Raw genomic sequence first — 24,191 nt, 5'->3', positions numbered from 1 at the left:
GTCAGGTCAGCAGTCCTGTACGGAGCGGCTCGCCGGCCGCGTGGGGGTGACAGCTCGGATCGGTCGGAAGGCCGGAGCCGGGCGGGGCGTGCCCGTCGGCCGCCCTGGGCGGCGGCCCGTCGTGCACCACGCGGCCGTCGCGCAGCACCACCGCGCGGTCGATCAGCGGCTCCAGGGGGCCCAGTTCGTGGAGGACGAGCAGGACGGTCGCGCCGGCCGCCACCTGCTCGCGCAGGGTCGCCGCCAGGATCCGCTGGCTGGCCAGGTCGACGCCGGCCATCGGCTCGTCCATGATCAGCAGTTCGGGTTCGGCGGCGAGCGCCCGGGCGATCAGTACGCGCTGGTGCTGGCCGCCCGACAGGGCGCCCACGGAGTCCCTGGCGCGCTCCCCGAGGTCCACCAGGTCGATGGCTCGCTGAACGGCCGCCCGATCGGCCTTGGTGGGCCATCCCAGCCGCGCCCGGCTCGTACGGGAGAGCCGGCCGGAGGAGACCACCTCGCGGACGGTCGCGGGCACGCCGCTCGCGGCGGTGGTGCGCTGCGGCACGTAGCCCACCCGCCGCCAGTCGCGGAAGCGGCGCAGCGGGGTCGAGAAGAGCGAGATCTCGCCGTCGCTCAGCGGGACCTGGCCGATCACGGAGCGTACGGCGGTGGACTTGCCGGAGCCGTTGGCGCCGAGCAGGGCGACGACCTCGCCGCGGCGCACGGTGAGGTCGATGCCGCGCAGCACGGGGCGCGAGCCGAGCGTGGCGGTGGCGCCGCGGACGGTGAGGACGGGCGGCGCGGCCGGCTGCCCGCCGCCCGTGCCGGGGTGCGCGGCGGCGGGTTCCGCCGCCGCGGCGTGGTCGCTCTCCACCGTCGCCATGTCAGGCGCCTCCGTCGCTGCTGTCGCCGCGGTCGCGGCCGTTTCCGCCGTTGTCGGGCGAATCGTTTCTTTTGTGCCGGGTCACGTCAGGTCCTTCGCGCCGAGCGCGGCGCGCAGCGCGCCGAGGTTGGACCGCATGACCCCGATGTAGTCGCGGCCCCTGGACTTGTCCGTGATTCCCTCCAGGGGGTCGAGGACGTCCGTCTTCAGCCCGGAGTCCCCGGCCAGCGTCTTCGCGGTCTTGTCGCTGGCCAGCGTCTCGAAGAATACGGTGGTGACCTTGTCCCGCTTCGCGATGGTCTCCAGTTCCTTCACCCGGGCGGGGCTCGGCTCCGACTCGGGATCGATCCCGGCGATGGCCTCCTGCTCCAGGCCGTAGCGCTCGGCGAGGTAGCCGAAGGCGGCGTGGGTGGTGATGAAGGTCTTGGTGGCCGTGTCGGCGAGGCCCTTCTTGAACGACGTGTTCAAGCCGTTCAATTTGGTGACCACCTTGTCGGTGTTCTCCTTGTACGCGGTGGCGTGGGCCGGGTCGGCCTTCTCGAAGGAGGCGCCGACGCCCCGGGCGACCTCGGCGAACCGCACCGGGTCGAGCCAGATGTGCGGGTCCTTGCCGTCCGTGCCCGCCTCCTCGTGCTCCGCCCCGTCCGGGGCGGCCTCACCGGAGTGGCCGTCGTCGTGTCCGTCCTGCTCGTCGTCGCCGTGGTCGTGCGCGCCGGCCGCCGTGCCGTGGTCCTCCAGGGTGGTGAGGGTCGTCGCGTCGACCACCGTCTTCACCCCGGACTGGCCGATGGCCTTGTCCACGGCGGGCTGGACGCCCTTGAGGTAGAGGATGACGTCGGACTCGCCGAGCTGGGCGGCCTGCCGGGGCTTCAGCTCCAGGTCGTGCGGCTCGACGCCGGGCTTGGTGAGGGTGGTGACGGAGACGTGGTCGCCGCCGATCGCCACGGCCAGGTACTCCATGGGGTAGAACGACGCGGTCACCGCGAGCTTGCCGTCCTTCTTCTCCGCCGCGCCGGAGGGGGAGCAGGCGGACAGCGCGACCATGCCGAGCGTGACCGCTCCGGCGAGAGTGGCGGTGGGTATGAGGCGTCGTCGTGCGTTCATGACAGTCATTTTCAACAAAACTGGAAACGATTGTCAACAAGAGGCGGTCGGCGGCCCGGAATGCACGTTGCCGCGCACCGATTTGATCGAAGGGGTGCGCGCGCCGCTAATCTGAAGCATTCGCCGTTCGTCGTCGTCGTAATGAAGAGAGACCCGTGGCCGCCGACAAGATCGACAGCATCGTCAACCTGAGCAAGCGCCGTGGCTTCGTCTACCCGTGCAGTGAGATCTACGGTGGTCAGCGGGCCGCCTGGGACTACGGGCCGCTCGGAGTCGAGCTGAAGGAAAACCTCAAGCGTCAGTGGTGGCGCTACATGGTCACCTCGCGCGAGGACGTTGTCGGACTCGACTCCTCGGTGATCCTCGCCACGGAGGTCTGGGAGGCGTCCGGCCACGTCGCGACCTTCACCGACCCGCTCACCGAGTGCACCTCCTGCCACAAGCGCTTCCGCGCCGACCACCTGGAGGAGGCGTACGAGGCGAAGCACGGCAAGGCCCCCGCGAGCCTCTCCGAGCTGAACTGCCCCAACTGCGGCAACAAGGGCACCTTCACCGAGCCCAAGCAGTTCTCCGGCCTGCTCTCCACCCACCTCGGCCCGACGCAGGACTCCGGCTCGGTCGCCTACCTGCGCCCCGAGACCGCGCAGGGCATCTTCACCAACTTCGCGCAGGTGCAGCAGACCTCGCGCAAGAAGCCGCCGTTCGGCATCGCGCAGATGGGCAAGTCCTTCCGGAACGAGATCACTCCGGGCAACTTCATCTTCCGCACGCGCGAGTTCGAGCAGATGGAGATGGAGTTCTTCGTCAAGCCGGGCGAGGACGAGCAGTGGCAGGAATACTGGATGGAGCAGCGCTGGAACTGGTACCGCGACCTGGGTCTCCGTGAGGAGAACATGCGCTGGTACGAGCACCCGGCCGAGAAGCTCTCGCACTACTCCAAGCGCACCGCCGACATCGAGTACCGCTTCCAGTTCGGCGGCAGCGAGTGGGGCGAGCTGGAGGGCGTCGCCAACCGTACGGACTACGACCTCACCGCGCACTCCAAGGCGTCGGGCCACGACCTGTCGTACTTCGACCAGGAGGCCGGCGAGCGCTGGACCCCGTACGTCATCGAGCCCGCCGCCGGTGTCGGCCGCGCGATGCTGGCCTTCCTCCTCGACGCGTACAACGAGGACGAGGCGCCCAACGCGAAGGGCGTGCTGGAGAAGCGCACCGTGATGCGGCTCGACCCGCGCCTCGCGCCGGTCAAGGTCGCCGTGCTGCCGCTCTCCCGCAACCCGCAGCTCTCGCCGAAGGCCAAGGGCCTCGCGACGGACCTGCGGCGCAACTGGAACATCGAGTTCGACGACGCGGGCGCCATCGGCCGCCGCTACCGCCGCCAGGACGAGATCGGCACGCCGTTCTGCGTGACCGTCGACTTCGACACCCTGGACGACAACGCGGTGACGGTGCGCGAGCGCGACACGATGAAGCAGGAGCGCGTCTCGCTGGACCGGATCCAGAGCTACCTGGGCGAGCACCTGCTCGGCTGCTGACCCCGGAGGTACGGACAGGCCCCCGGTTCCGTCACGGAACCGGGGGCCTGCTCCTGCGCGCCGCCAACGCGGCGCGGGGACGGAGCTGTTGCCGCCGACCGTGCGGCACACTGGGCGCTCCCCGACAAGAGAGGAACGGATCATGCCGTCCTCCACCACCAGCAAGGTCAGCCGATGGGACCAGCACGGACGGGAACACGTCGTCCGTGTCCAGAAGGCGGGTGTGCAGCGGTCGTTGACGTGTGACACCTGCGGCTGGCGGAAGGGGGCGCAGTTCCTTCCCTGGCTCAAGGCCGAGGAACACCTCACCGAGGCCCACCAGGCCACGGTGGACCCGGCGAACCCCGCGAACCCGGCAACGGGCTGACGCCGGTCGGGCGGGAGGCGCCGGTCGGGCGGGGGAGGCGGGCGGGCTCCGTCTCCCGCCCCGGTCAGGGCTGGAGACCGCGCAGCAGCAGATCGGCGACGGCGGTGAACTCGGCGTCGATCGTGGGCTTCTGCCACTGCGGGGCGTAGCACGGGTCGTGGAAGCGCGCCGTCGCGACGAAGAGCGCCCCGGCCGCGCCCGCCGGGTCGGGTGCCGCGAACTCGCCCGCCCGTACGCCCTCTTCGACGATCCGGGTGAGCTGTCCGGTGAGCTTCGTCAGATGCGCGTCGACCGCGCCGCTGTGCTCCCCGGCGAGCACGGTGTACGTGGCGAACAGCTCGGGGTCGTCCCCCGCCTTGTGGCGCTTGGCCTCGAACAGGGTCCACAGCCAGCCGCGCAGCTTCTCCGGGCCCGCCCCGTCCGCCCCGTCGACGATCTCCTGGAGCGCCGCCTCCGTCCGGCTCAGCCAGCGTGCCGTGACCGCCTCGCGCAGCGCCGCCTTCGTCCGGAAGTGCCGGTACACGCTGCCGTGGCTGACCCCGAGCAGTCGCGCCACGTCCACCACCGTCGCCTTCGCCGGACCGTAACGGCGCAGCACCTCCTCGGTGGCTTCCAGGATGCGCTCGGCGGTCAGGGTCTCGGGGGTCATGGGTGTCTGCCCGGCCTTTCATGACTCGTGCGGCTCGTGCGGCTCGCGCGGCGCGACGTGACAGCGGTACGCGCACCGCGTGACAGATGACATTACCTGTCAGGTCCGACAACCCGACGGGTGAGCCGTCCGCGCTGTCCGCCGGGTCCGCGCGGTCCTGCCGCGCCCCGGTCACCGCTCGCTGTCCAGGGACGACATCTGCGTGGCCGGATAGCGGTCGCCCGCCGCGACACCCGCCGGAAAGGCCTGGTCGAGGGCCTTGAGATCGGCGGCGTCGAGTGTGACGTCCAGGGAGCCCAGCGCCTCGGCCAGCCGGTCGGGGCGGCGGGCGCCGATGAGCGGGACGATGTCCTCGCCCTGGGCGAGGACCCAGGCGATGGCGATCTGGGCGATCGTGGCGCCCTTCCGCTCGGCGATCTCGCGCAGAGAGTCGACCAGCGCCAGGTTGTGATCGAGGTTCCCGCCCTGGAAGCGCGGGCTCATCGCCCGGAAGTCCCCCGGGCCCAGCTCCTGGTCACGGGTGAAGTGGCCGCTGATCAGCCCGCGCGAGAGCACCCCGTACGCCGTGACTCCGATGCCCAGCTCACGGACGGTGGACAGGATGCCGTCCTCGATGGAGCGCGAGATCAGGGAGTACTCGATCTGGAGGTCGGCGATCGGCGCGACGGACGCGGCCCTCCTGATGGTGTCGCTGCCCGCCTCGGAGAGGCCGATGTGGCGCACATGGCCGGCCTGGACCAGCTCGGCGATGGCGCCGACCGTCTCCTCGATCGGGACATCGGGGTCGACGCGGGCGATCCGGTAGATGTCGATGTGGTCGGTGCCGAGGCGCTGGAGGGAGTACGCCGCGAAGTTCTTGACGGCGGCCGGACGTCCGTCGTGTCCGAGCCAGCCGTCGTCCGGGTCGCGCAGGGCGCCGAACTTGACGCTGGTGAGCGCCCGTTCGCGGGCGCCGGCGGGCGCGGTCCGCAGGGCCTCCGCGATCAGCAGCTCGTTGTGTCCCATCGCGTAGAAGTCGCCCGTGTCGAGGAGGGTGACGCCCGCGTCGAGCGCGGCGTGCAGGGTGGCGATGGACCCGGCGCGGTCCACCTCTCCGTACAGCCCGGACATGCCCATGCAGCCGAGGCCGAGGGCGGAGACCCGGGGGCCCGTGGCGCCGAGGGGACGGGTGGGGAGGGCGTGGGTGGTCATGGCGGTCTTCCTTCGTGGGGTGAGTCCGGGGGCCGGTGGCCGGGGCCCGGAAGCCTGACACCTCCGACGATGACATGACGGGTGACAGATTTCAATATCTGTCACCCCTGCGTTTGTCCGGGTTGTCGTCCGCCCCCCCGCGGGGCCGCCCCTGGCGGGGGCCGCCCCTGGCGGGGCCGCCCCCGCCGGACCGGCCGACAGAAAATGCGTTACGTCCCGGTCGCGCCCGGTGGTAGCGTCACGGGCATGTTCTTCCAGATCTACGAGTGAGAGCGCGGCGGTCCCCGCACCGCCCCCCACCGACGAATCCGCAGATCACTTCTCATCACTTCGGGAGAACCCCGTGGCAAAGAGCCGCAACAACCTTCTCGGCGTGGGCGGACAGCGCACGAAGCTGAGCCGCACGGACCCGCAGTCCACCGGCACCGCCCGCGACGCCAACCGCAAGGCCGCCGCCGATCAGAAGCAGGAGCTGCTGCGCAAGATGCGTGAGCGCGCGGCCGGCCAGGGAAAGACCGGTCAGGGAAAGGCCGTTCAGGGCGCCCGGCAGGACGACGCGACCCCGGCGAACGGTGAAGGCTCGGCGCAGGACTGACACCGACCGGCCTGTGTGAACAGGTACGAAACCGCATGATTCCGTACGAACCCCGTACGAACAGCGCGGGTGTGGCCCCGGATCACCTCGTGATCCGGGGCCACACCGCTGTTGTCCCGCCTCAGCCGATCGCGCGCGGGGTTCCTGCGCAGTCGCCGGGAGCGCATCACGCCCGAGCAGGTCGGGCTCGACCGGGGGCCTCGGCGCCGTACACCGGGGCTGCGCGGCGAGGAGGTCGCCCAGCTCAACCTGGAGCACACCAACCTCTGGCTCGGGCCGGCCTCGGGGCCCCGGCTGGTCACGTACGTACCCGTGGACGAGGAGTCCCGGCTCCGGCTGGAGAAGCTGGCACGGATCCCGAAGGCTCAGGAGGCTCAGGCGCCGGCTCTGGTGTCCGCGGTGTCCGCGCGGGGCTGATCCCTGGGCGCGCCCGCCGAAGAGGGCTCGAAGGGCTCGGAAGGTTCGGCCTCCAGGCGGTCCGCCGTGCGCCGCGCCGTCCCCCGCGCCCACGCACCGCTGGTCAGCAGGCCCACGAGCAGGACACCGAGCCCGCACGCCGTGATGATCCACCACGCGGTGCCGCTCGCGCCGTCGAACGCCGTACGGTACGCGGCCGATCCGACCCCGCCGGCCGTGCCCGCGGCCACCCCGCCCGCCAGCACCGCCCCGATCACCGCGACCCCCAGCGTCTGGCCGATCTGGCGGCTCGTGGAGGCGACGGCCGCCGCCACGCCCGCCTGGGCGCGGGGCATCCCGGAGACGGCGGTGTTGGTGATGGGGGCGTTCACCATGCCGAAGCCGAGCCCGAAGAGCACGTACCCGGTGAACATCAGCCCGGTCGTCGCCCCGGTGCCCAGCGTGGCGAAGAGCAGCCCGCTCGCCGTCATCGCCGCGCCGGCGATCAGCAGCGACAGACGCGGGCCGCGGTTGCCGACCAGTCGGCCCGACAGCGGAGCGCAGAGGAAGGTCAGGGCCGCCATGGGCAGCATGTAGAGGCCGGCGTGGAGCGCGCCGAGGCCGCGCACGTTCTGGAGATAGAGCGTGTTCAGGAAGAGGAAGCCGCCCAGCGCCGCGAAGGCGCACACGGCGATCACCGTCGCCCCGCTGAACGGCGCGCTGCGGAAGAATCGCAGGTCGATCAGGGGTTCGGTGCGCCGGGGCTCGTACAGCACCAGCCCCAGCAGACAGAGCGCGGAGAAGCCGGCGAACGACACGATCAGCGGCGAGCCCCACCCCTCCGAGGGCGCCTCGATGATCGCGTACGTCAGCGCCCCGAGCACGCCGATCACCAGGAGCTGTCCCACCGGGTCGGGCCTGCGCGGCTTCGGGGCACGGGACTCGGGGACGTACCGCCAGGTCAGCAGCAGCGCGGCCAGCCCGATCGGGAGGTTGATCCAGAAGATCGACCGCCAGCCGACCGAGTCCACCAGCAACCCGCCGACCAGCGGCCCCGCCGCCATCGAGATGCCCACGACGGCCCCCCAGACGCCGATGGCGCGGGCGCGCTCGCGCGGTCCTGTGAAGGTGTTGGTGATGATCGACATCGCGACGGGATTGAGCATGGAGCCGCCGACGGCCTGCACCATGCGGAACGCGACGAGCGAGGTGAGGTCCGGCGCGAGGGAGCAGAGCACCGAGCCGAGCGCGAAGAGGGCGAGACCGGTCATGAACACCCGGCGGCGGCCGATCCGGTCGGCGGTCGAGCCCGCCAGCATCAGCAGCGAGGCGAGGACGAGGGTGTAGGCGTCGATCGTCCACTGCATCCCGGAGACCGACGCACCCAGGTCCCGTTGGATGGAGGGCAGGGCGACATTGAGGACGGTGTTGTCGAGACTGACGATCAGAAGACTTGTGCAACAGACCGCCAGAACCAGCATTTTCCGCCGGTGGCTCAATTCTGGCATGCCTCGATGGTACGACTGACTAGTACGGCTAACTAATGAACGCCCTCGTGCGCGACAATGGCCGGATGACCGCTCCACTCACCATCGGCCCGTACCCCGTGACCCCGCCCGTCGTGCTCGCCCCGATGGCCGGGATCACCAACGCCCCCTTCCGTACCCTGTGCAGGGAGTTCAGCAAGGGGAAGGGGTTGTTCGTCAGCGAGATGATCACGACCCGGGCCCTGGTCGAGCGCAACGAGAAGACGATGCAGCTCATCCACTTCGACGCGTCCGAGACACCGCGCTCGATCCAGCTGTACGGGGTGGATCCGGTCACCGTCGGCAAGGCCGTCCGCATGATCGTGGACGAGGATCTCGCCGACCACATCGACCTCAACTTCGGCTGCCCGGTACCCAAGGTGACCCGCAGGGGCGGCGGCTCCGCCCTGCCCTACAAGCGGCCCCTGCTGCGGGCGATCCTGCACGAGGCCGTTTCGAACGCGGGCGATCTGCCGGTCACGATGAAGATGCGCAAGGGCATCGACGACGACCACCTCACCTACCTGGACGCCGGGCGGATCGCGGTCCAGGAGGGTGTGACGGCGATCGCGCTGCACGGCAGGACCGCCGCGCAGCACTACGGCGGGACCGCCGACTGGGAGGCGATCGCCCGGCTCAAGGAGCACGTACCGGAGATCCCGGTGCTCGGCAACGGCGACATCTGGTCAGCCGGGGAGGCGCTGCGCATGGTGCGCGAGACCGGCTGCGACGGCGTGGTCGTGGGCCGGGGCTGCCTGGGGCGGCCGTGGCTCTTCGGTGATCTGGTGGCCGCGTTCGAGGGGACGGGGACGGTCGCGGCGCCGACGCTGCGCGAGGTCGGGGCCGTTATGCGGCGCCACGCCCAGCTTCTGGGGGAGTGGATCGGGGACGAGGCCCGCGGGGTGATCGACTTCCGCAAGCACGTGGCCTGGTACCTGAAGGGCTTCTCGGTCGGGTCGCAGCTGCGCAAGCAGCTCGCGATCACCTCGTCGCTCGCGGAGCTGGACGAGCTGATGGCCGGGCTCGACCTGGACCAGCCGTGGCCGGAGGGCGCGGACGGGCCGCGCGGGCGTACGTCGGGGAACAACCGGGTCGTCCTTCCGGACGGCTGGCTGAAGGATCCGTACGACTGTGCGGGCCTCGGCGCGGATGCGGAGCTGGACACGTCCGGCGGCTGAATATCGCTCATGGAGGCGGGCGCGCCCCATGAGCGGGGTGGTTGCCCCTGGGGCGCCCCTCCAGGGCGTGTTATCGAAACGTTATATTCCGGTCCACTGATCATCACACTGTCGCAGCAGCGTTCGTCTTTCTCTGACTCTCCGACGAGAAGGATGGGGCAGCTTCGATGCGCAGACCCAGCAGATCCGCTGGATACAGGGCAGGCGCCGTCGCCGTCGCGGTGGCGCTCGCCGCCGGGCCGGCGATCACGGCCGGCGCCGTAACACCGGGGGCACCGGGCGGTGGCCAGGGCTTAAACCTGGATTCCGCTTCCTCCGGGGCCACGGTCACGCTGATCACCGGCGACCGGGTCGACGTGGACCGCCGCGGCAATGTGGCCCAGGTGCGTCCCGCCGAGGGCCGCGAGAACATACCGATGTCGGTGCGCCGGGACGGCGGCCGTACGTACGTGATCCCGACCGACGCCCAGCGGCTCGTCGGGCAGGGCACGGTGGACCGGCGGCTGTTCGACGTGACCGGCCTCGTCGAGGCGGAGTACGACGACGCCCACCGCGACACCCTCCCGCTGATCGTCTCGTACAAGAACGCGGGCGCCGGTACGGCGAAGTCGCGCGTCGCCGCGGCGGGCGCGAAGGCCGGGCGCAACCTCCCCGCCGTCGACGGCCAGGCCCTCGCGGCGGTCAAGGACGGCACCGACGGCGTGTGGCAGGCGCTGACCGCCGACGCGGGCCAGGCCGAGGCGCGGATCGCGGCCTCCGGCATCAGCCGTGTGTGGCTCGACGGCAAGCGCAAGGTCGACCTGGACAAGAGCGTCCCGCAGATCGGCGCGCCCACCGCGTGGGAGGCCGGGTACGAGGGCGACGGGGTGAAGGTCGCCGTCATCGACACCGGCGTGGACCAGACCCACCCGGACCTCGCGGGCGTGGAGGTCGAGGAGAAGAACTTCTCCGGCTCGGCCGACGCCGTGGACCGGGCCGGGCACGGCACCCACGTCGCCTCGACCATCGCCGGCAGCGGCGCCAAGGCCGGTGGAACGTACAAGGGCGTCGCCCCCAAGGCGCGGATCCTGGACGCCAAGGTCTTCGACGACGACGGGTACGGCTCAGACTCGGCCATCCTCGGCGCGATGCAGTGGGCGGCCGACCAGGGCGCCAAGGTCGCGAACATGAGCCTCGGCGGCTACGACGGCGCGGAGATCGACCCGCTGGAGGAGGCCGTCGACTCGCTCTCCGAGAGCAGCGGCATCCTCTTCGTCGTCTCGGCGGGCAACGCGGGCCCCGGCACGGGCACCATCGGATCGCCCGGCAGTGCGGCGGCGGCCCTCACCGTCGGGGCGGTGGACCGCGAGGACGCCATCGCCGACTTCTCCTCCGTGGGACCGTCCGCCGACGGATCGCTGAAGCCGGACATCACCGCGCCCGGCGTGGACATCGTCGCGGCGAAGGCGGCCGAGGGAACCCTCGGCTCCCCGGCGGGCGACGGCTACGTCGCCATGAGCGGTACGTCGATGGCGGCCCCGCATGTCGCGGGCGCAGCGGCGATCCTCGCGCAGCGCCACCCCGACTGGAGCGGCGAGCGGCTCAAGCGGGCCCTCACCGCCTCGGCCGTCGCCACCCAGGGGCTGACGGCGTTCCAGCAGGGCACGGGCCGCACCGACGTGGCGAAGGCGATCACCCAGACCGTCGTCACCGAGGAGACCTCGATCGGGTTCGGCACCCAGCGCTGGTCGGCGGAGGGCGCGGATCCGGTCACCAAGGAGGTCACGTACCGCAACGAGGGGACCGAGGACGTCACCCTCGATCTGGCGGCGGAGGCCGTCGGCCCCGACGGCAGTCCCGCACCCGAGGGTCTGGCCACGGCCGGGACGCGGCAGGTCACCGTGCCCGCCGGCGGCACGGCGAAGGCCGCGCTGACCCTGGACACCCGCGTCAGCGACCAGTACGGCGCCTTCTCCGGCGCGCTGGTGGCGAAGGAGGCCGGGGCGGCGAAGGCCACCGGCCAGAGCCTGCGCACGGCCTTCGGCGTCACGCGTGAGGCCGAGTCGTACGACGTCACGGTGAACCTGCTGAACGGGAACGGCGATCCGGCCGAGGCGTCCGTCGCGTTCGTCAACCGCGACACCGCCGAGCAGGCCGGAGCGTGGACCGGTGACGGCAAGGTCACCCTCCGCGTGCCCAAGGGCGACTATCTCGTGGACGCGCCGATCATCACCCCCAAGGGCGACCGGGACAGCGACGTCGCGCAGTTGATCCAGCAGAAGCTGAGCGTCACCGAGGACATGAGCATCGTCTTCGACGGGCGCGACGCCAAGCCGCTCTCCATCACGGCCCCGGTGGCCACCGAGCCCGTGCAGGCGTCGGTGTCCTGGAACCTCGACATCGGCGACGGCGGCGCCTACGGCCTGTTCCTCCTGAACTCGCTGGACGGCTACACCACCGGCTCGGTCGGCGGGAGCGTGTCGGGCAAGGAGTTCCAGGCCCAGGTCGGCACCATGCTGGCGGACGGCGGGGACACGTACAGCCTGCTCTACACGCGTGACGGCAGCATGTACGACGGCTTCACGCACCAGGCCGACCGGAGCGAACTCGCCGAGATCGAGGCGCTGGTGGGCGCCCCGGCGCCCGGCAAGGTGGGATCGGTCCACCCCATGTGGTGGAACGACTTCATGGGGATCGGCGGAGCGGGCAACCATGTCCCCCTCCCGTACACCTCGAAGCAGTACGTCACCACGCCGCCCGGCTACCGCTGGTCCTTCGGCGTGGGGCAGGCGCCCGCCGACGAGCCCTTCGACGGCGTGTACGAGGTCCTCTACGACCGGGACCAGGGCCGGAGGTACGAGGCGGGCGAGAACTACGGCCTCACCCTCAACGTCGGTGTCTTCTCCCCGGACGCCCGGGCCGGGGACCTGCTCCGTGTCCAGGACTTCGCGGTCGTCTGCCAGCCGGCGTTCACGGACACCTCGGGCCGCCCGGGGCACTCCGGGCTGGCCGGGGTGAAGGCGACGGTGACAGTGGACGGGAAGATGTTCCAGGAGGGCAACGACCCCTGCGTCCAGATGTCCGGGCTGCCGGCCAAGTCGTCCGCGTACACGGTGCGCATCGAGGCGTCGCGCAAGCCCGAGGTCTCCCGGGTCTCCACCCGCGTCAGCGCCGAGTGGACGTTCACCTCCGCCTCGCCAGGGAACACGGTGGTCGCACTGCCGCTGTCCACCCTCGGCTTCGCCCCGAAACTGACCTCGGCCAGCACCGCCGAGGCGGGCACGGCGCTGCGGGTCCCGCTCGCCGTCCAGGGCCACGCGGCCCGGAAGGGCATCGGCTCCCTGACGGTCGAGGCGTCCTACGACGGCGGTGCCACCTGGCAGAAGGCGCCTGTCACCACCGAGAACGGTGAGCGCGGCATCACGCTGGACCACCCCGCGTCCGCCACCTCGGTCTCGCTCAGGGGCGCGCTGAAGGACACCGAGGGCAACGGTTACGAGGTGACGGTCATGGACGCCTACCTGCTGACCCCGCAGGCCTCCTGACACCTCCTCCGTACCACCCCGTGCCCCCGGAGCCCCTCGGCTCCGGGGGCACACCTGTCCCACCCGGGAGGCGTGTCGAGGGCGTGATTCTCGCCACGTTTGATGATGGAAAGGCTCAGATGAGCGGATCTTGAGCGGTGGCGTGATGGCTGTACCTCTGGAAAGGGTGGCACGCCGTGCCACCCTTTCTGCCTTCAAGAAGTGAACTCAGACGTCGATGTCAGTGCTCATCTGAGCGCAAGAGGTCATGTCCGGGTCATGCCCGCTTCGAGGCGTGAAGAAGCGGCGCGCGCCCCGTCGCCGCCGGGGCGCTTTCGATCCGGTGGCGGACGAGCGGTTAAGGCCGTATGACAGTTAAGTGGCCGTACCCAGGCACCTTCGATCTGGGTATGTTCCTCGCCAGCCAGGTCAGCCACCGCGTCGTCGAGGAGTCGAGACCGTGCCGGAAAACAGTGATTCCCACGTAGCCGCCTCGGAGCGGACAGCCGAACACTCCGACAAGTACGTCTACGACTTCACCGAGGGCAACAAAGACCTGAAGCATCTCCTCGGCGGCAAGGGCGCCAACCTCGCCGAGATGACCAACCTCGGGCTGCCCGTCCCGCCCGGCTTCACCATCACCACGGAAGCCTGCAACATCTACCTCGACAGCGGTACGGAACCGGCTGCCCTGCGCGACGAGGTCAGCGCCCATCTCGACGCCCTCGAAGCCCGGATGGGCAAGAAGCTCGGCCAGTCCGACGACCCGCTGCTCGTCTCCGTGCGCTCCGGCGCCAAGTTCTCCATGCCCGGCATGATGGACACCGTCCTCAACGTCGGCCTCTCCGACGCCTCGGTCGCCGGGCTCGCCGCGCAGGCGGGCGACGAGCGCTTCGCCTGGGACTCGTACCGCAGGCTGATCCAGATGTTCGGCAAGACCGTGCTCGGCGTCGACGGCGCGCTCTTCGAGGACGCGCTCGACGAGGCCAAGCAGGCCAGGCAGGCCGCCACCGACGTCGATCTGCCGGTGGCCGACCTGCGGAAACTGGTCGAGCACTTCAAGAAGATCGTCACGCGCGAGGCGGGCCGCGACTTCCCGCAGGACCCGCGCGAGCAGATGGATCTCGCGATCCGCTCGGTCTTCGAGTCCTGGAACACCGACCGCGCCAAGCTCTACCGCCGCCAGGAACGCATCCCCGGCGACCTCGGCACGGCCGTCACCATCTGCTCCATGGTCTTCGGCAACCTCGGCCCCGACTCGGGCACCGGCGTCGCCTTCACCCGCGACCCGGCCAGCGGCCACCAGGGCGTCTACGGCGACTACCTCCAGAACGCGCAGGGCGAGGACGTCGTCGCGGGCATCCGCAACACCGTCCCCCTCGCCGAACTCGCCACCATCGACCAGGCGTCGTACGAGCGGCTCCTGGCCATCATGGAGATCCTGGAGACCCACTACCGGGACCTGTGCGACATCGAGTTCACCATCGAGCGCGGCCAGTTGTGGATGCTCCAGACCCGCGTCGGCAAGCGCACCGCCGGGGCCGCCTTCCGCATCGCCACCCAGCTCGTGGACCAGGGGCTGATCGACGAGGCCGAGGCCCTCCAGCGCGTCAACGGCGCCCAGCTCGCGCAGCTCATGTTCCCGCGCTTCGACGAGGCCGCCAAGCGCGAGCTGCTGGGGCGCGGCATCGCCGCCTCGCCGGGCGCCGCCGTCGGCAAGGCCGTCTTCGACTCGTACACCGCCATCAAGTGGTCGCGCTCCGGCGAGAAGGTCATCCTCATCCGCCGCGAGACCAACCCCGACGACCTCGAAGGCATGATCGCCGCCGAGGGGATCCTCACCTCGCGCGGCGGCAAGACCTCGCACGCCGCCGTCGTCGCCCGGGGCATGGGCAAGACCTGTGTCTGCGGCGCCGAGGAGCTGGAGGTCGACACGAAGGCCCGCCGGCTCACCGCGGGCTCCACCGTCATCGAGGAGGGCGACGTCGTCTCCATCGACGGCTCGACCGGCAAGGTCTACCTCGGCGAGGTCCCCGTCGTGCCCTCGCCCGTCGTGGAGTACTTCGAGGGCCGGATGCACGCGGGCGCCGACGACGCCGACGAACTGGTCGAGGCCGTCCACCGGATCATGGCGTACGCGGACCGCCGCCGCCGGCTGCGCGTACGCGCCAACGCCGACAACGCCGAGGACGCGCTGCGCGCCCGCCGCTTCGGCGCCCAGGGCATCGGGCTCTGCCGTACGGAGCACATGTTCCTCGGCGAGCGGCGCGAGATGGTCGAGAAGTTGATCCTGGCCGACACCGAGGACGAGCGGGAGACGGCACTGGGTGCCCTGCTACCGCTCCAGAAGAAGGACTTCATCGAGCTGTTCGAGGCGATGGACGGCCTGCCGGTGACGGTCCGGCTCCTCGACCCGCCGCTGCACGAGTTCCTGCCCGACATCACCGAGCTGTCGGTACGGGTCGCCCTCGCCGAGGCCCGCAAGGACCACAACGAGAACGATCTGCGCCTCCTCCAGGCCGTGCACAAACTCCACGAGCAGAACCCCATGCTCGGGCTGCGCGGGGTACGGCTCGGCCTGGTCATCCCCGGGCTCTTCGCCATGCAGGTACGGGCCATCGCGGAGGCCGCCGCTGAGCGGAAGAACGCCAAGGGCGACCCGCGCCCCGAGATCATGATCCCGCTCGTCGGCACGGTCCAGGAGCTGGAGATCGTCCGGGACGAGGCCGAGCAGGTCATCTGCGAGGTCGAGCGCGCGACCGGCTGCGAACTCAAGCTGGCGCTCGGCACGATGATCGAACTGCCGCGCGCGGCGCTGACCGCCGGGCAGATCGCGGAGGCCGCCGAGTTCTTCTCGTTCGGTACGAACGACCTCACCCAGACCGTCTGGGGCTTCTCCCGCGACGACGTGGAGGCCAGCTTCTTCACCGCGTACCTGGAGAAGGGCATCTTCGGGGTCTCGCCGTTCGAGACCATCGACCGCGACGGCGTGGGCGCGCTGGTACGGAGCGCCGCCGAGGCGGGCCGGGCCACCCGCCCCGGGCTCAAGCTGGGCGTCTGCGGGGAGCACGGTGGCGACCCGGAGTCGGTGCACTTCTTCCACGAGGTCGGCCTCGACTACGTCTCCTGCTCGCCGTTCCGGATCCCGGTGGCGCGGCTGGAGGCGGGGCGCGCGGCGGCGGAGTCGGGCGGCAGCGACTCGCGGTAGCGGCGCGGACGTTGAGTACGGGGCGGCTAGGAGCCCGTACAGGACACCGGGGCCGCGTGTGGGTCCCGTACAGGACACCGGGTCACATGAAGGCCCGTACAGGACACCGGGGCCGTTCCCGCGGCTCATCCCTCACCCTCGCCGGGCCGGCGGGGAAGGTCCCGGGGTACAGGAGGGGCGGGCGCGCTGTGCGGCGCGCCCGCCCCCGTCACGTGCTGATGTCGGGGTTGGAACTGCTGCCAGGTACACGGGATACCGGTGGCGTACCGCCGTCGGCCGGGAGCTCTCCGTACCGGAGGGCGCCGCCGTGATCGACGCGACGGACGGGATCGTCATGCCCGGCATGATCGACACCCACCGCCACATGTGGCAGACCGTCATGCGGGGGTAGGGCGCCGACTGGACGCTGACCCAGTACTTCGTCTGGTACTACCTGGAGTCGGGCAAGCTCTTCCGGCCGGAGGACGTGCACGCCGGGAACCTGCTCGCGGCGATCGAGGCGATCGAGGCGATCGACGCGGGCGTCACCACCGTCGTCGACCGGTCGCACGGCCTGCAGACGGTGGACGACGCCGACGCCGACGCCGCCGTCGACGCGCGCCGGTCGGTGCCCGGCCGCTTCGTGCTCGCGTACGGCAACATCCAGCAGCCGCCCGCCGAGTGGAGCACGGCCCCGGAGTTCCGGGACTTCGTACGCCGCTGCGGCACCGACGACGACATGCTCGGCCTCCAGCTCGCGTTCGACGTCACCGGCGACCCCGCCTTCCCGGAGCGGCCCGCGTTCGAAGCCGCCAGGGAACTCGGGCCCGCCGTCACCACCCACGCCGGCGTCTGGGGCGCCACCGGCGACGACGGCATCAAGCTGATGCACGACCACGGCTTCATGACCCCCGGGACGGTGTACGTGCACGCCGCCTCGCTCTCCGCCGACTCGTACCACCGGATAGCCGCCACCGGCGGATCCGTCTCGGTCTCCACGGAGAGCGAGCAGAGCGCCGGCCAGGGGTACCCGCCCACCTGGGCGCTGCGCGCGCCGCTCGCCGGTGTCCTTCCCGCTGCTCAACCCGTACGGCCATGTCGCGTTCCAGGCCCAGCGCGGCGCCTCGACAACCCGTACACGTACACGGAATACCGCAGCAGTTCCACACACGGCGGCTGAACGCGCCCGCTGCTTGTTGAATAAGAATCAACAAGAGGGCGCGGTGTGAGTCCCGGCGGGCGCGGGAGAGTTCGCACGGGGCACACGAGAGTTCGGCAGGGGCACGCGACAGGGGCACGGCCGGAGGATCCCCACCCACCGGCCGTGCCCATTACGCGAGCCGGGCATGGAGCCGCAACCCGACCGACCGCCGCCAGGCGCCCAAAGCCCCCCACGGCCTCCGTCACGCCTTTTCGGTCGTCCGGGTTTCATGCCCGACGAGGTACAGGATTTCGCTGGACACGGGACCCCCGCGACGCTTTTCAACTGTGGCTGAAACACCGTGGTAACAGCCGGTGATGGCGTGCATACTCAGTGGCGGGGAGCCATGGTGGACGCAACAGGTGGGGTTGGTAAATGCTGCGTATTCATTTCACCGGAAAAGACCTGGGCGGGGTCAGGATGGCCGCCGGGCCCGATCCGTTATGGGAGACGATTCTCAGCTTTCATCGAATACGGGATCGGCGCGGACCGCTTGTCTACGGAGAATGGCGCGGGGAAACGCGTACCAGGCTGAAAGGTGAAACAAGACTTCTCTCGGCGCTCGTTCCGCAGCGCGGCTATTTCCCGGATTTCCTCACCCCCGCGCAAGGGCGCCTCGGCATGGAGGCGGGACTCGAAGCGCTGCGCGCCACCCCGCAGGAGCGGGTCCGCGCCGAGCTGGCCCTGCTCGCCGTCGGCGGAGCCCGCCCGGCGCGCAAGGACCCCGGCGGGCGCCTCGCCCTGCTCGCCGACGGCGGACCGGGCTGTCTCGCCCGGCTCGTGGAGGCGGTGCGTACGTACCACCGCGTCGCCGTCGAGCCGTACTGGCCGCAGATACGGGCCAGGGTCGACGGCGACCGCGCGCTGCGCGGCCGGGCCCTGCTCGACGGCGGCGCGGGGCGGCTGCTCGCCACGCTCCCGCCGATGCTGCGCTGGAACGGCTCCGTCCTGGAAGCCGACTATCCCGTCCGGCGTGACATGCGCCTGGACGGACGCGGGCTGCTGCTCCAGCCGTCGTTCTTCTGCCGCTCCACCGCCGTGGTCCACCGCGACCCGACGCTGCCGCCCGTCCTGGTCTACCCCGTCACCCACTCCGACGCGCCCGCCGTCGCGGAGCGCGGCGGACCCACGCTCGGCCGGCTCCTCGGCCACACCCGCTCGGCGGTCCTCCAGGCCATCGAGCAGGGCGCGACCACCAGCGAACTCGCCCGCAGGACCGGGGTGTCGCTCGCCTCGGCCAGCCAGCACGCCTGTGTGCTGCGCGAGTCGGGGCTCGTCGTCACACTGCGCCACGGCAACGCCGTTCTGCACACGCTGACCCCGTTGGGCACGGCCCTGCTGGAGGGCCGTGCCACGGCGGACGGGCTCTATGCCCGGAACGGCCCCGTCACCTCGTAGGTGATCCCGCCGGAGGAGAGTCCGCTGGTGCCGCGCTGACTGGAGAAGTAGAGACGCGTGCCGTCGGGCGAGAAGGCCGGTCCGGTGATCTCCGAGCCGGACTGGCCGTCGATCCGCAGGAACGGCGCCACGACGTCGTCGGGAGTGATCACACAGATCTCCATGTTCCCGCCGTCCTCCGCGACGAAGAGGTCGCCGGACGCGGCCCCGGTGACGTTGTCGACCCCGGTGAGCGGCGCCGTACCGGACACGAGGGAGTCGTCGTACGCCAGCTCGATCGTGCCCGCCGCCGCGTTGTACTGCCAGACGCGGTTGTCGCCCTTGGTGGTGAACCAGCAGGTGTCGTCCGCGTAGTAGCACCCCTCGCCGCCGTTGAAGCGCTTGGCGCCGGAGACCTGGTTACGGGTGGCGGTCGAAGCCCCGCTCGGGTCGGGGACCGCCGCCCAGCTCACCGGCCCGCTGGTGGCCGACCCGGCGACGAGGACCTCCAGCCGGCCCGCCGACAGATCGCCCCATGTGGTGGGCGTGAAGCGGTAGAAGCAGCCGTCGGTGGTGTCCTCGGTGAGGTAGACGGTGCGGCGCACGGGGTCGGCCGCCGCCGCCTCGTGCTTGAAGCGGCCCATCGCGTCGCGCCGTACCGCCGCGGCCACGCCCCACGGGTCGGTCTCGTACACATAGCCGCGGTCGACCTCCTCGCAGGAGAGCCAGGTCCGCCACGGGGTGCTGCCGCCCGCGCAGTTCTGCCGGGTGCCGGAGAGGATCCGGTACGCGCCGGTGATCGCGCCCGCCGCGGTGAACCGCACGGCGCCCGCCCCGCCCGACGGGTTGATCTCCGAGTTGGAGACATAGATCCAGCCGGTGCCGTCCGCGTAACAGGCCCCGCCGTCGGGCGCGTTGTGCCAGGTGTACGACGTGCCGGTGACCTGCCGGCCCGACCGGGCGACGACCCGGCTGGTGAATCCGGCGGGCAGTCGGACGCCGTTCGCGTCCGCCGAGCCGAGCGCCCCGTAGGGGCCGGTGCCGGGCTGCGCGGGCGCGGCGAGGGCCGCGCCGCGCCAGAGGGTGCCGCCGAAGGCCGCGGCCGAGGTGCCGATGACCGCTCCGCGCAAGAAGTTGCGACGTTCCACGGGTCGCTCCAGGGGGTGTGGTGACCGCCCCGCGACGCCGGCCGGCGCCACGGGGTCGCACGGCGCAGGAGCGTAGCGGCTGTGCGTGGCCGGTGGCTGAACACCTGGCGGACTCTGCCGGCCCACCTGGGGCGTCAGGCCGTGGTGGGCACCCGCGCCCGTACCCGAATCCCGTACACCTCGACGGCGACGTCCTCGTCGTCCAGGCAGCGGCCGGTCGCCAGCTCGAAGCGCTGCTTGAGCAGGGGCGACGCCACGAAGAACCGCCCCTCGTGGGTACCGGTCAGGCCCCGGGACAGGACGTATGCCCCGGAGAACGGATCCCGGTTGGAGACGGCGTACGGCCGGCCCGACCGGTCCAGGAACACCGCCACCTGACGGCCGTCCGGGAGCAGCGCGGCCACCCCCCGGCCCGGGATGAGCGCGGGCAGCTCGCAGACGGGGAACCACTCGTCGTCCCCGAGCAGCACTTCCAGCGTGTCTGACGCGGTCATTTCCGACGCGGTCATCTCCGGTGCGGTCATCTCTGATGCGGTCATCGGGCGTTCGCCCCTTCCAGGGTGAGGAAGACCAGGTCCGGCTTGACCTGATCGCGTTCCGGTACGAACTTCACCGACGGGTCCGGCGCGTCGGGCGCGTTGACGAACGACACGAACCGCCGCAGCCGCTCGGGGTCGTTGATCGTCTCCGCCCACTCGTCCCGGTATCCGGCGACATGCGCGGCCATCAGGCCCTCCAGCTCCGCGCAGAGCCCCAGCGAGTCGTGGACCACCACGTCCCGCACATGGTCGAGACCGCCCTCGATCCGCTCCAGCCACGCGGAGGTGCGCTCCAGCCGGTCGGCGGTGCGGATGTAGAACATGAGGAACCGGTCGATCAGCCGCACCAGTTCGGCGTCGCCGAGATCCTGGGCCAGCAGATCCGCGTGGCGCGGGTCGGCGCCGCCGTTGCCGCCGACGTACAGGTTCCAGCCGTTGGCCGTGGCGATGATCCCGAAGTCCTTGCCGCGCGCCTCCGCGCACTCGCGCGCGCACCCCGACACCGCCGACTTCAGCTTGTGCGGCGAGCGCAGCCCCCGGTAGCGCAGCTCCAGGTCGATCGCCATCTTCACCGAGTCCTGCACGCCGTAGCGGCACCAGGTCTGCCCCACACAGGACTTGACCGTACGGAGCGACTTCCCGTAGGCGTGCCCCGACTCGAAGCCCGCGTCCACCAGCCGGGTCCAGATCAGTGGCAGCTGGTCCACCCGGGCGCCGAACAGGTCGATCCGCTGGCCGCCCGTGATCTTCGTGTAGAGGCCGAAGTCCCGGGCCACCTCGCCGATCACGATCAGCTTCTCCGGAGTGATCTCGCCACCGGGGATCCGCGGCACGATCGAATACGATCCGTTGCGCTGGATGTTGGCGAGGAAGTGGTCGTTGGTGTCCTGGAGCGCGGCCTGTTCGCCGTCCAGTACGTATCCGCTCATGCCCAGCACGGGGGCGAGCGAGGCGATGATCGAGCCGACGGCCGGCTTGCAGATCTCGCAGCCGTCACCGCCGCGCGCCCCGTCCCGGCCGTGCCCGTCGAGCAGTTCGGCGTACGAGGTGAGGCGCAGGGTGCGGACGATCTCGTACAGCTCGCTGCGGGTGTACGGGAAACAGCCGCACAGCCCCTTGTCCGCCGGGCCGTTGCCGCTCGCCGCCAGCAACTGGCCGATCACCTTGACGCAACTGCCGCACCCCGTACCGGCCTTGGTGCACTTCTTCACCTCGGGCAGCGACGAGCAGGCGCAGATGGCGCCCTTGGTGACGTTGTGGCAGCTGCAGATCACCGCGTCGTCCGGCAGGGACTCCGGACCCATCGCCGCCGGTGCGCCGAGCCCGGCCGGCAGCACCAACCGGGCCGCGGAGACCGGCGGGACACTCCCGGTGAGCGGGCGCAGCATGCCGTACGCGTCGGCGTCCCCGACGAGCACACCCCCGAGCAGCGTGCCTTCCCCGTCCACGACCAGCTTCTTGTAGACACCGGCCTGCGCGTCGGAGTAGACGACGTCCAGACAGCCCGGCGCGGCGCCGTGCGCGTCCCCGAACGACGCCACGTCCACGCCCAGCAGCTTCAGCTTGGTCGACAGATCGGCACCGGTGAAGCCGGACCCGTCCGGCCGGGCCCCGTCCGCCGCGAGGAGGTCCGCGACCGTCGTGGCCATCTCGTACCCGGGCGCCACCAGCCCGTACACCCGGCCGTCCGAGGCCAGCGCGCACTCGCCGATCGCGAAGACGGCGGGGTCGGACGTACGGCACTGCGCGTCCACCGCGATGCCGCCGCGCTCCCCGACCGTCAGCCCCGCGTCGCGGGCGAGCTGGTCGCGCGGGCGCACCCCCGCCGAGAAGACGACGAGATCGGTGTCGAGCGCGGAGCCGTCCGACAGCGCCATACCGGTGACGGTCCCGGCGGCGTCCGTCGTCACCTCCCGCGTCCCCACACCCGTGTGGACGGTCAGCCCCATCGACTCGATCGTGCGCAGCAGGGCCGCGCCGCCGCCCTCGTCGACCTGCACCGGCATCAGCCGGGGCGCGAACTCCACGATGTGCGTGTCGAGCCCGAGCCCCTTGAGCGCGCCCGCCGCCTCCAGTCCGAGCAGCCCGCCGCCGACGACGGCGCCGGTGCGGGCCGTCATCGCGTACTCCTCGATCGCGAGCAGATCCTCGATGGTGCGGTAGACGAAACAGCCGGTGGCGTCCTTGCCCGGCACGGGCGGCACGAAGGGGTACGAGCCGGTGGCCAGCACGAGCGTGTCGTACGGGAAGACGCGCCCGGCCCGCGAGGTGACCGTGCGGGCGGCGCGGTCGACGGTCTCTGCCGGGTCGTCGAGATACAGCTCGATGGAGTGCCGCGCCATGAAGTCCGGCTCCACGAGGCTGAGGTCCTCGGGCGTCCGGCCGTCGAAGTACGAGGTCAGCCGCACCCGGTCATAGGCGGGGCGCGGCTCCTCGCAGAGGACCACGACCCGGGACCGCTCGGTCACGCCGCGCTCGGCCAGGGCCTCCAGGAACCGCTGACCGACCATTCCGTGGCCGACGACCACGATCGTGGGGGTGGACATCTCGGGGCCTCCATCGGGTAGGTCTGGCTGGTGCCCCTCCCGGCAAGCTTTGCCCCGTCGCGCCGCCCAGCACGCACGCTCGCGGCGTTGGCCAAAAGTCCTGGTAGCTCCGCTACAAGGACTTCCGGCCGCCTTGCGATCGCACGCACCGGACGACGCTCCTTCGGGGCAAACATTGCCGGTCACGGCACCGGAAGCCTGCGCGGTGGCTGTTACCCGGCCGCATCGCCCCCGTTTCCCGTACGGAACGCTGCGCTCAGCGCGCCCGGCGCTCGGGTGTGAGGGGGCGGCGGGAGGGGAGAGCTCTTCCTGGCGTGGCGGGCGGCGAGTGGCGGGCGGCGGGCGATGGGCGCCCAGGTCGTTCGCCCATGTCGTTGGACAGGGCATGTATCCGCTTCATAAGGTCGCGACCGTGCCCGAGATATCGCTGACCGTGCTTGTCCTGCTCTGCCTCGCCGCCGCCGTGGCGGGCTGGATCGACGCCGTGGTCGGCGGGGGAGGGCTGCTGCTCCTGCCCGCGATGCTGCTCGGGCTGCCGCAGGTCTCCGCCGCGCACATCCTCGGCACCAACAAGGCCGTGGCCATCGTGGGCACCACGGGCGCGGCGGTCACCTACGCGCGCCGGGCGCCGGTGGACGTGGGGACGGGCGCCCGGATCGGGGTCATGGCCCTCGCCGGGTCGATGACGGGCGCGTTCTTCGCGGCGGGGATCAGCAGCGCGACACTCCGTCCGGTGATCATGGTGGTGCTGCTGGGGGTGGCCGCCTTCGTGCTGCTGCGTCCGGCGTTCGGCCGGGAGCGGGCGGGCGGCCCGGTGGGGCGGCGCCGTACGGTCCTCGCGATCGTGCTGGTGGGCGGCGGGATCGGCTTCTACGACGGGCTCTTCGGGCCGGGGACAGGAACGTTTCTGGTGCTGGGGCTCACGGCGGTGCTCCACCTGGATCTGGTGACGGCGTCCGCCACCGCGAAGATCGTGAACGTCTGCACGAACGCCGGGGCGCTCGCCATGTTCGCGTACCAGGGCACGGTGCTGTGGCAGCTCGCCGGGCTGATGGCGGTCTTCAACCTGGCGGGCGGGACGCTCGGCGCGCGGATGGCGCTCAGCAAGGGCAGCGAGTTCGTCCGCGGGGTGCTGCTGGTGGTGGTGTTCTCGCTGGTCGCGAAGCTTGCGTTCGACCAGTGGACGGCGTGAAGGGCCCCGCCCCCGTCGGCTGCCGGCCGGACGGGGACGGGGCGAACGGCGCCGCACGGCGCCGGGCGGGACGTGGCGGGGAGGAGGGCCCG

Annotated in this window: 18 protein-coding genes; 10 read left to right on the top strand and 8 right to left on the bottom strand. The window is 71.3% G+C overall.

Features of this window, described 5'->3' with window-relative positions:
* Position 1 precedes the first annotated feature (1 nt).
* Entirely contained in the window at positions 2-865 is an 864-nt protein-coding gene (locus tag AB0P17_RS33510; RefSeq protein WP_365816951.1) for a metal ABC transporter ATP-binding protein, read from the bottom strand.
* A gap of 81 nt (positions 866-946) precedes the next feature.
* The gene (locus AB0P17_RS33505) at positions 947-1,969 is read right to left on the bottom strand and encodes a metal ABC transporter substrate-binding protein (protein WP_365816949.1); all 1,023 of its coding nucleotides are present in this window, start codon (positions 1,967-1,969) and stop codon (positions 947-949) included.
* 155 nt (positions 1,970-2,124) lie between these two features.
* Here AB0P17_RS33505 and AB0P17_RS33500 point away from each other — a divergent pair, with 155 nt between their 5' ends.
* Positions 2,125-3,504, top strand: a complete 1,380-nt coding sequence (locus AB0P17_RS33500; RefSeq protein WP_365816947.1) for a glycine--tRNA ligase — start codon at positions 2,125-2,127, stop codon at positions 3,502-3,504.
* Positions 3,505-3,646: 142 nt separating this feature from the next.
* Positions 3,647-3,871: a hypothetical protein gene (locus tag AB0P17_RS33495; RefSeq protein WP_365816945.1), complete on the top strand. Its 225-nt coding sequence runs from the start codon at positions 3,647-3,649 to the stop codon at positions 3,869-3,871.
* A 64-nt stretch (positions 3,872-3,935) separates the two neighbouring features.
* On the opposite strand, the gene AB0P17_RS33490 is transcribed toward AB0P17_RS33495, so the two are convergent.
* Together AB0P17_RS33490 and AB0P17_RS33485 are read right to left on the bottom strand one after the other, a co-directional pair.
* Positions 3,936-4,520 carry a TetR family transcriptional regulator gene (locus tag AB0P17_RS33490; RefSeq protein WP_365816943.1) on the bottom strand — a complete coding sequence of 195 codons (585 nt, stop codon included), beginning with the start codon at positions 4,518-4,520 and terminating at the stop codon, positions 3,936-3,938.
* 171 nt (positions 4,521-4,691) lie between these two features.
* A complete protein-coding gene (locus tag AB0P17_RS33485; protein WP_365816941.1) occupies positions 4,692-5,711 on the bottom strand; it encodes an aldo/keto reductase in 1,020 nt (339 codons plus the stop codon).
* A gap of 343 nt (positions 5,712-6,054) precedes the next feature.
* Here AB0P17_RS33485 and AB0P17_RS33480 point away from each other — a divergent pair, with 343 nt between their 5' ends.
* Together AB0P17_RS33480 and AB0P17_RS33475 are read left to right on the top strand one after the other, a co-directional pair.
* A complete protein-coding gene (locus tag AB0P17_RS33480) occupies positions 6,055-6,306 on the top strand; it encodes a DUF6243 family protein (protein ID WP_365816939.1) in 252 nt (83 codons plus the stop codon).
* Positions 6,307-6,417: 111 nt separating this feature from the next.
* Complete coding sequence (locus tag AB0P17_RS33475) at positions 6,418-6,723, top strand: hypothetical protein (protein WP_365816937.1); 306 nt, start codon at positions 6,418-6,420, stop codon at positions 6,721-6,723.
* On the opposite strand, the gene AB0P17_RS33470 is transcribed toward AB0P17_RS33475, so the two are convergent.
* The gene (locus AB0P17_RS33470) at positions 6,681-8,210 is read right to left on the bottom strand and encodes an MFS transporter (RefSeq protein ID WP_365816935.1); all 1,530 of its coding nucleotides are present in this window, start codon (positions 8,208-8,210) and stop codon (positions 6,681-6,683) included. The genes AB0P17_RS33475 and AB0P17_RS33470 overlap by 43 nt on opposite strands.
* A 65-nt stretch (positions 8,211-8,275) precedes the next feature.
* Between AB0P17_RS33470 and dusB the strand changes: the two genes are divergently transcribed.
* The 5 genes from dusB (at position 8,276) to AB0P17_RS33445 (ending at position 18,695) form a co-directional block, all read left to right on the top strand.
* Complete coding sequence (gene dusB / locus AB0P17_RS33465) at positions 8,276-9,406, top strand: tRNA dihydrouridine synthase DusB (RefSeq protein ID WP_365816933.1); 1,131 nt, start codon at positions 8,276-8,278, stop codon at positions 9,404-9,406.
* Positions 9,407-9,573: 167 nt separating this feature from the next.
* Positions 9,574-12,930: a S8 family serine peptidase gene (locus AB0P17_RS33460; RefSeq protein WP_365816931.1), complete on the top strand. Its 3,357-nt coding sequence runs from the start codon at positions 9,574-9,576 to the stop codon at positions 12,928-12,930.
* Between the two features lie 439 nt (positions 12,931-13,369).
* Positions 13,370-16,117, top strand: coding sequence for a pyruvate, phosphate dikinase (gene ppdK / locus AB0P17_RS33455; protein ID WP_365816929.1), 2,748 nt, complete (start codon positions 13,370-13,372; stop codon positions 16,115-16,117).
* 466 nt (positions 16,118-16,583) lie between these two features.
* Positions 16,584-17,276: a hypothetical protein gene (locus tag AB0P17_RS33450; RefSeq protein WP_365816927.1), complete on the top strand. Its 693-nt coding sequence runs from the start codon at positions 16,584-16,586 to the stop codon at positions 17,274-17,276.
* A gap of 396 nt (positions 17,277-17,672) precedes the next feature.
* Positions 17,673-18,695 carry a winged helix-turn-helix domain-containing protein gene (locus tag AB0P17_RS33445; RefSeq protein WP_365816925.1) on the top strand — a complete coding sequence of 341 codons (1,023 nt, stop codon included), beginning with the start codon at positions 17,673-17,675 and terminating at the stop codon, positions 18,693-18,695.
* Here AB0P17_RS33445 and AB0P17_RS33440 read toward each other — a convergent pair.
* The 3 genes from AB0P17_RS33440 to nirB all read right to left on the bottom strand — a co-directional run bounded on the left by AB0P17_RS33440 (position 18,665) and on the right by nirB (position 22,907).
* Positions 18,665-19,822 carry an alkaline phosphatase PhoX gene (locus AB0P17_RS33440; protein WP_365816922.1) on the bottom strand — a complete coding sequence of 386 codons (1,158 nt, stop codon included), beginning with the start codon at positions 19,820-19,822 and terminating at the stop codon, positions 18,665-18,667. The two genes, AB0P17_RS33445 and AB0P17_RS33440, sit on opposite strands and share 31 nt — an antisense overlap.
* A gap of 134 nt (positions 19,823-19,956) precedes the next feature.
* Positions 19,957-20,331, bottom strand: coding sequence for a nitrite reductase small subunit NirD (nirD, locus tag AB0P17_RS33435; RefSeq protein WP_365816983.1), 375 nt, complete (start codon positions 20,329-20,331; stop codon positions 19,957-19,959).
* Positions 20,332-20,357: 26 nt separating this feature from the next.
* The gene (gene nirB, locus AB0P17_RS33430) at positions 20,358-22,907 is read right to left on the bottom strand and encodes a nitrite reductase large subunit NirB (RefSeq protein WP_365816920.1); all 2,550 of its coding nucleotides are present in this window, start codon (positions 22,905-22,907) and stop codon (positions 20,358-20,360) included.
* Positions 22,908-23,319: 412 nt separating this feature from the next.
* Here nirB and AB0P17_RS33425 point away from each other — a divergent pair, with 412 nt between their 5' ends.
* Positions 23,320-24,099 carry a TSUP family transporter gene (locus AB0P17_RS33425; RefSeq protein ID WP_365816918.1) on the top strand — a complete coding sequence of 260 codons (780 nt, stop codon included), beginning with the start codon at positions 23,320-23,322 and terminating at the stop codon, positions 24,097-24,099.
* Positions 24,100-24,191 lie beyond the last annotated feature (92 nt).

Source organism: Streptomyces sp. NPDC088124 (assembly GCF_040685895.1).
Taxonomy (GTDB): Bacteria; Actinomycetota; Actinomycetes; order Streptomycetales; family Streptomycetaceae; genus Streptomyces.
This window is presented reverse-complemented; position numbering and strand designations above follow the sequence as displayed.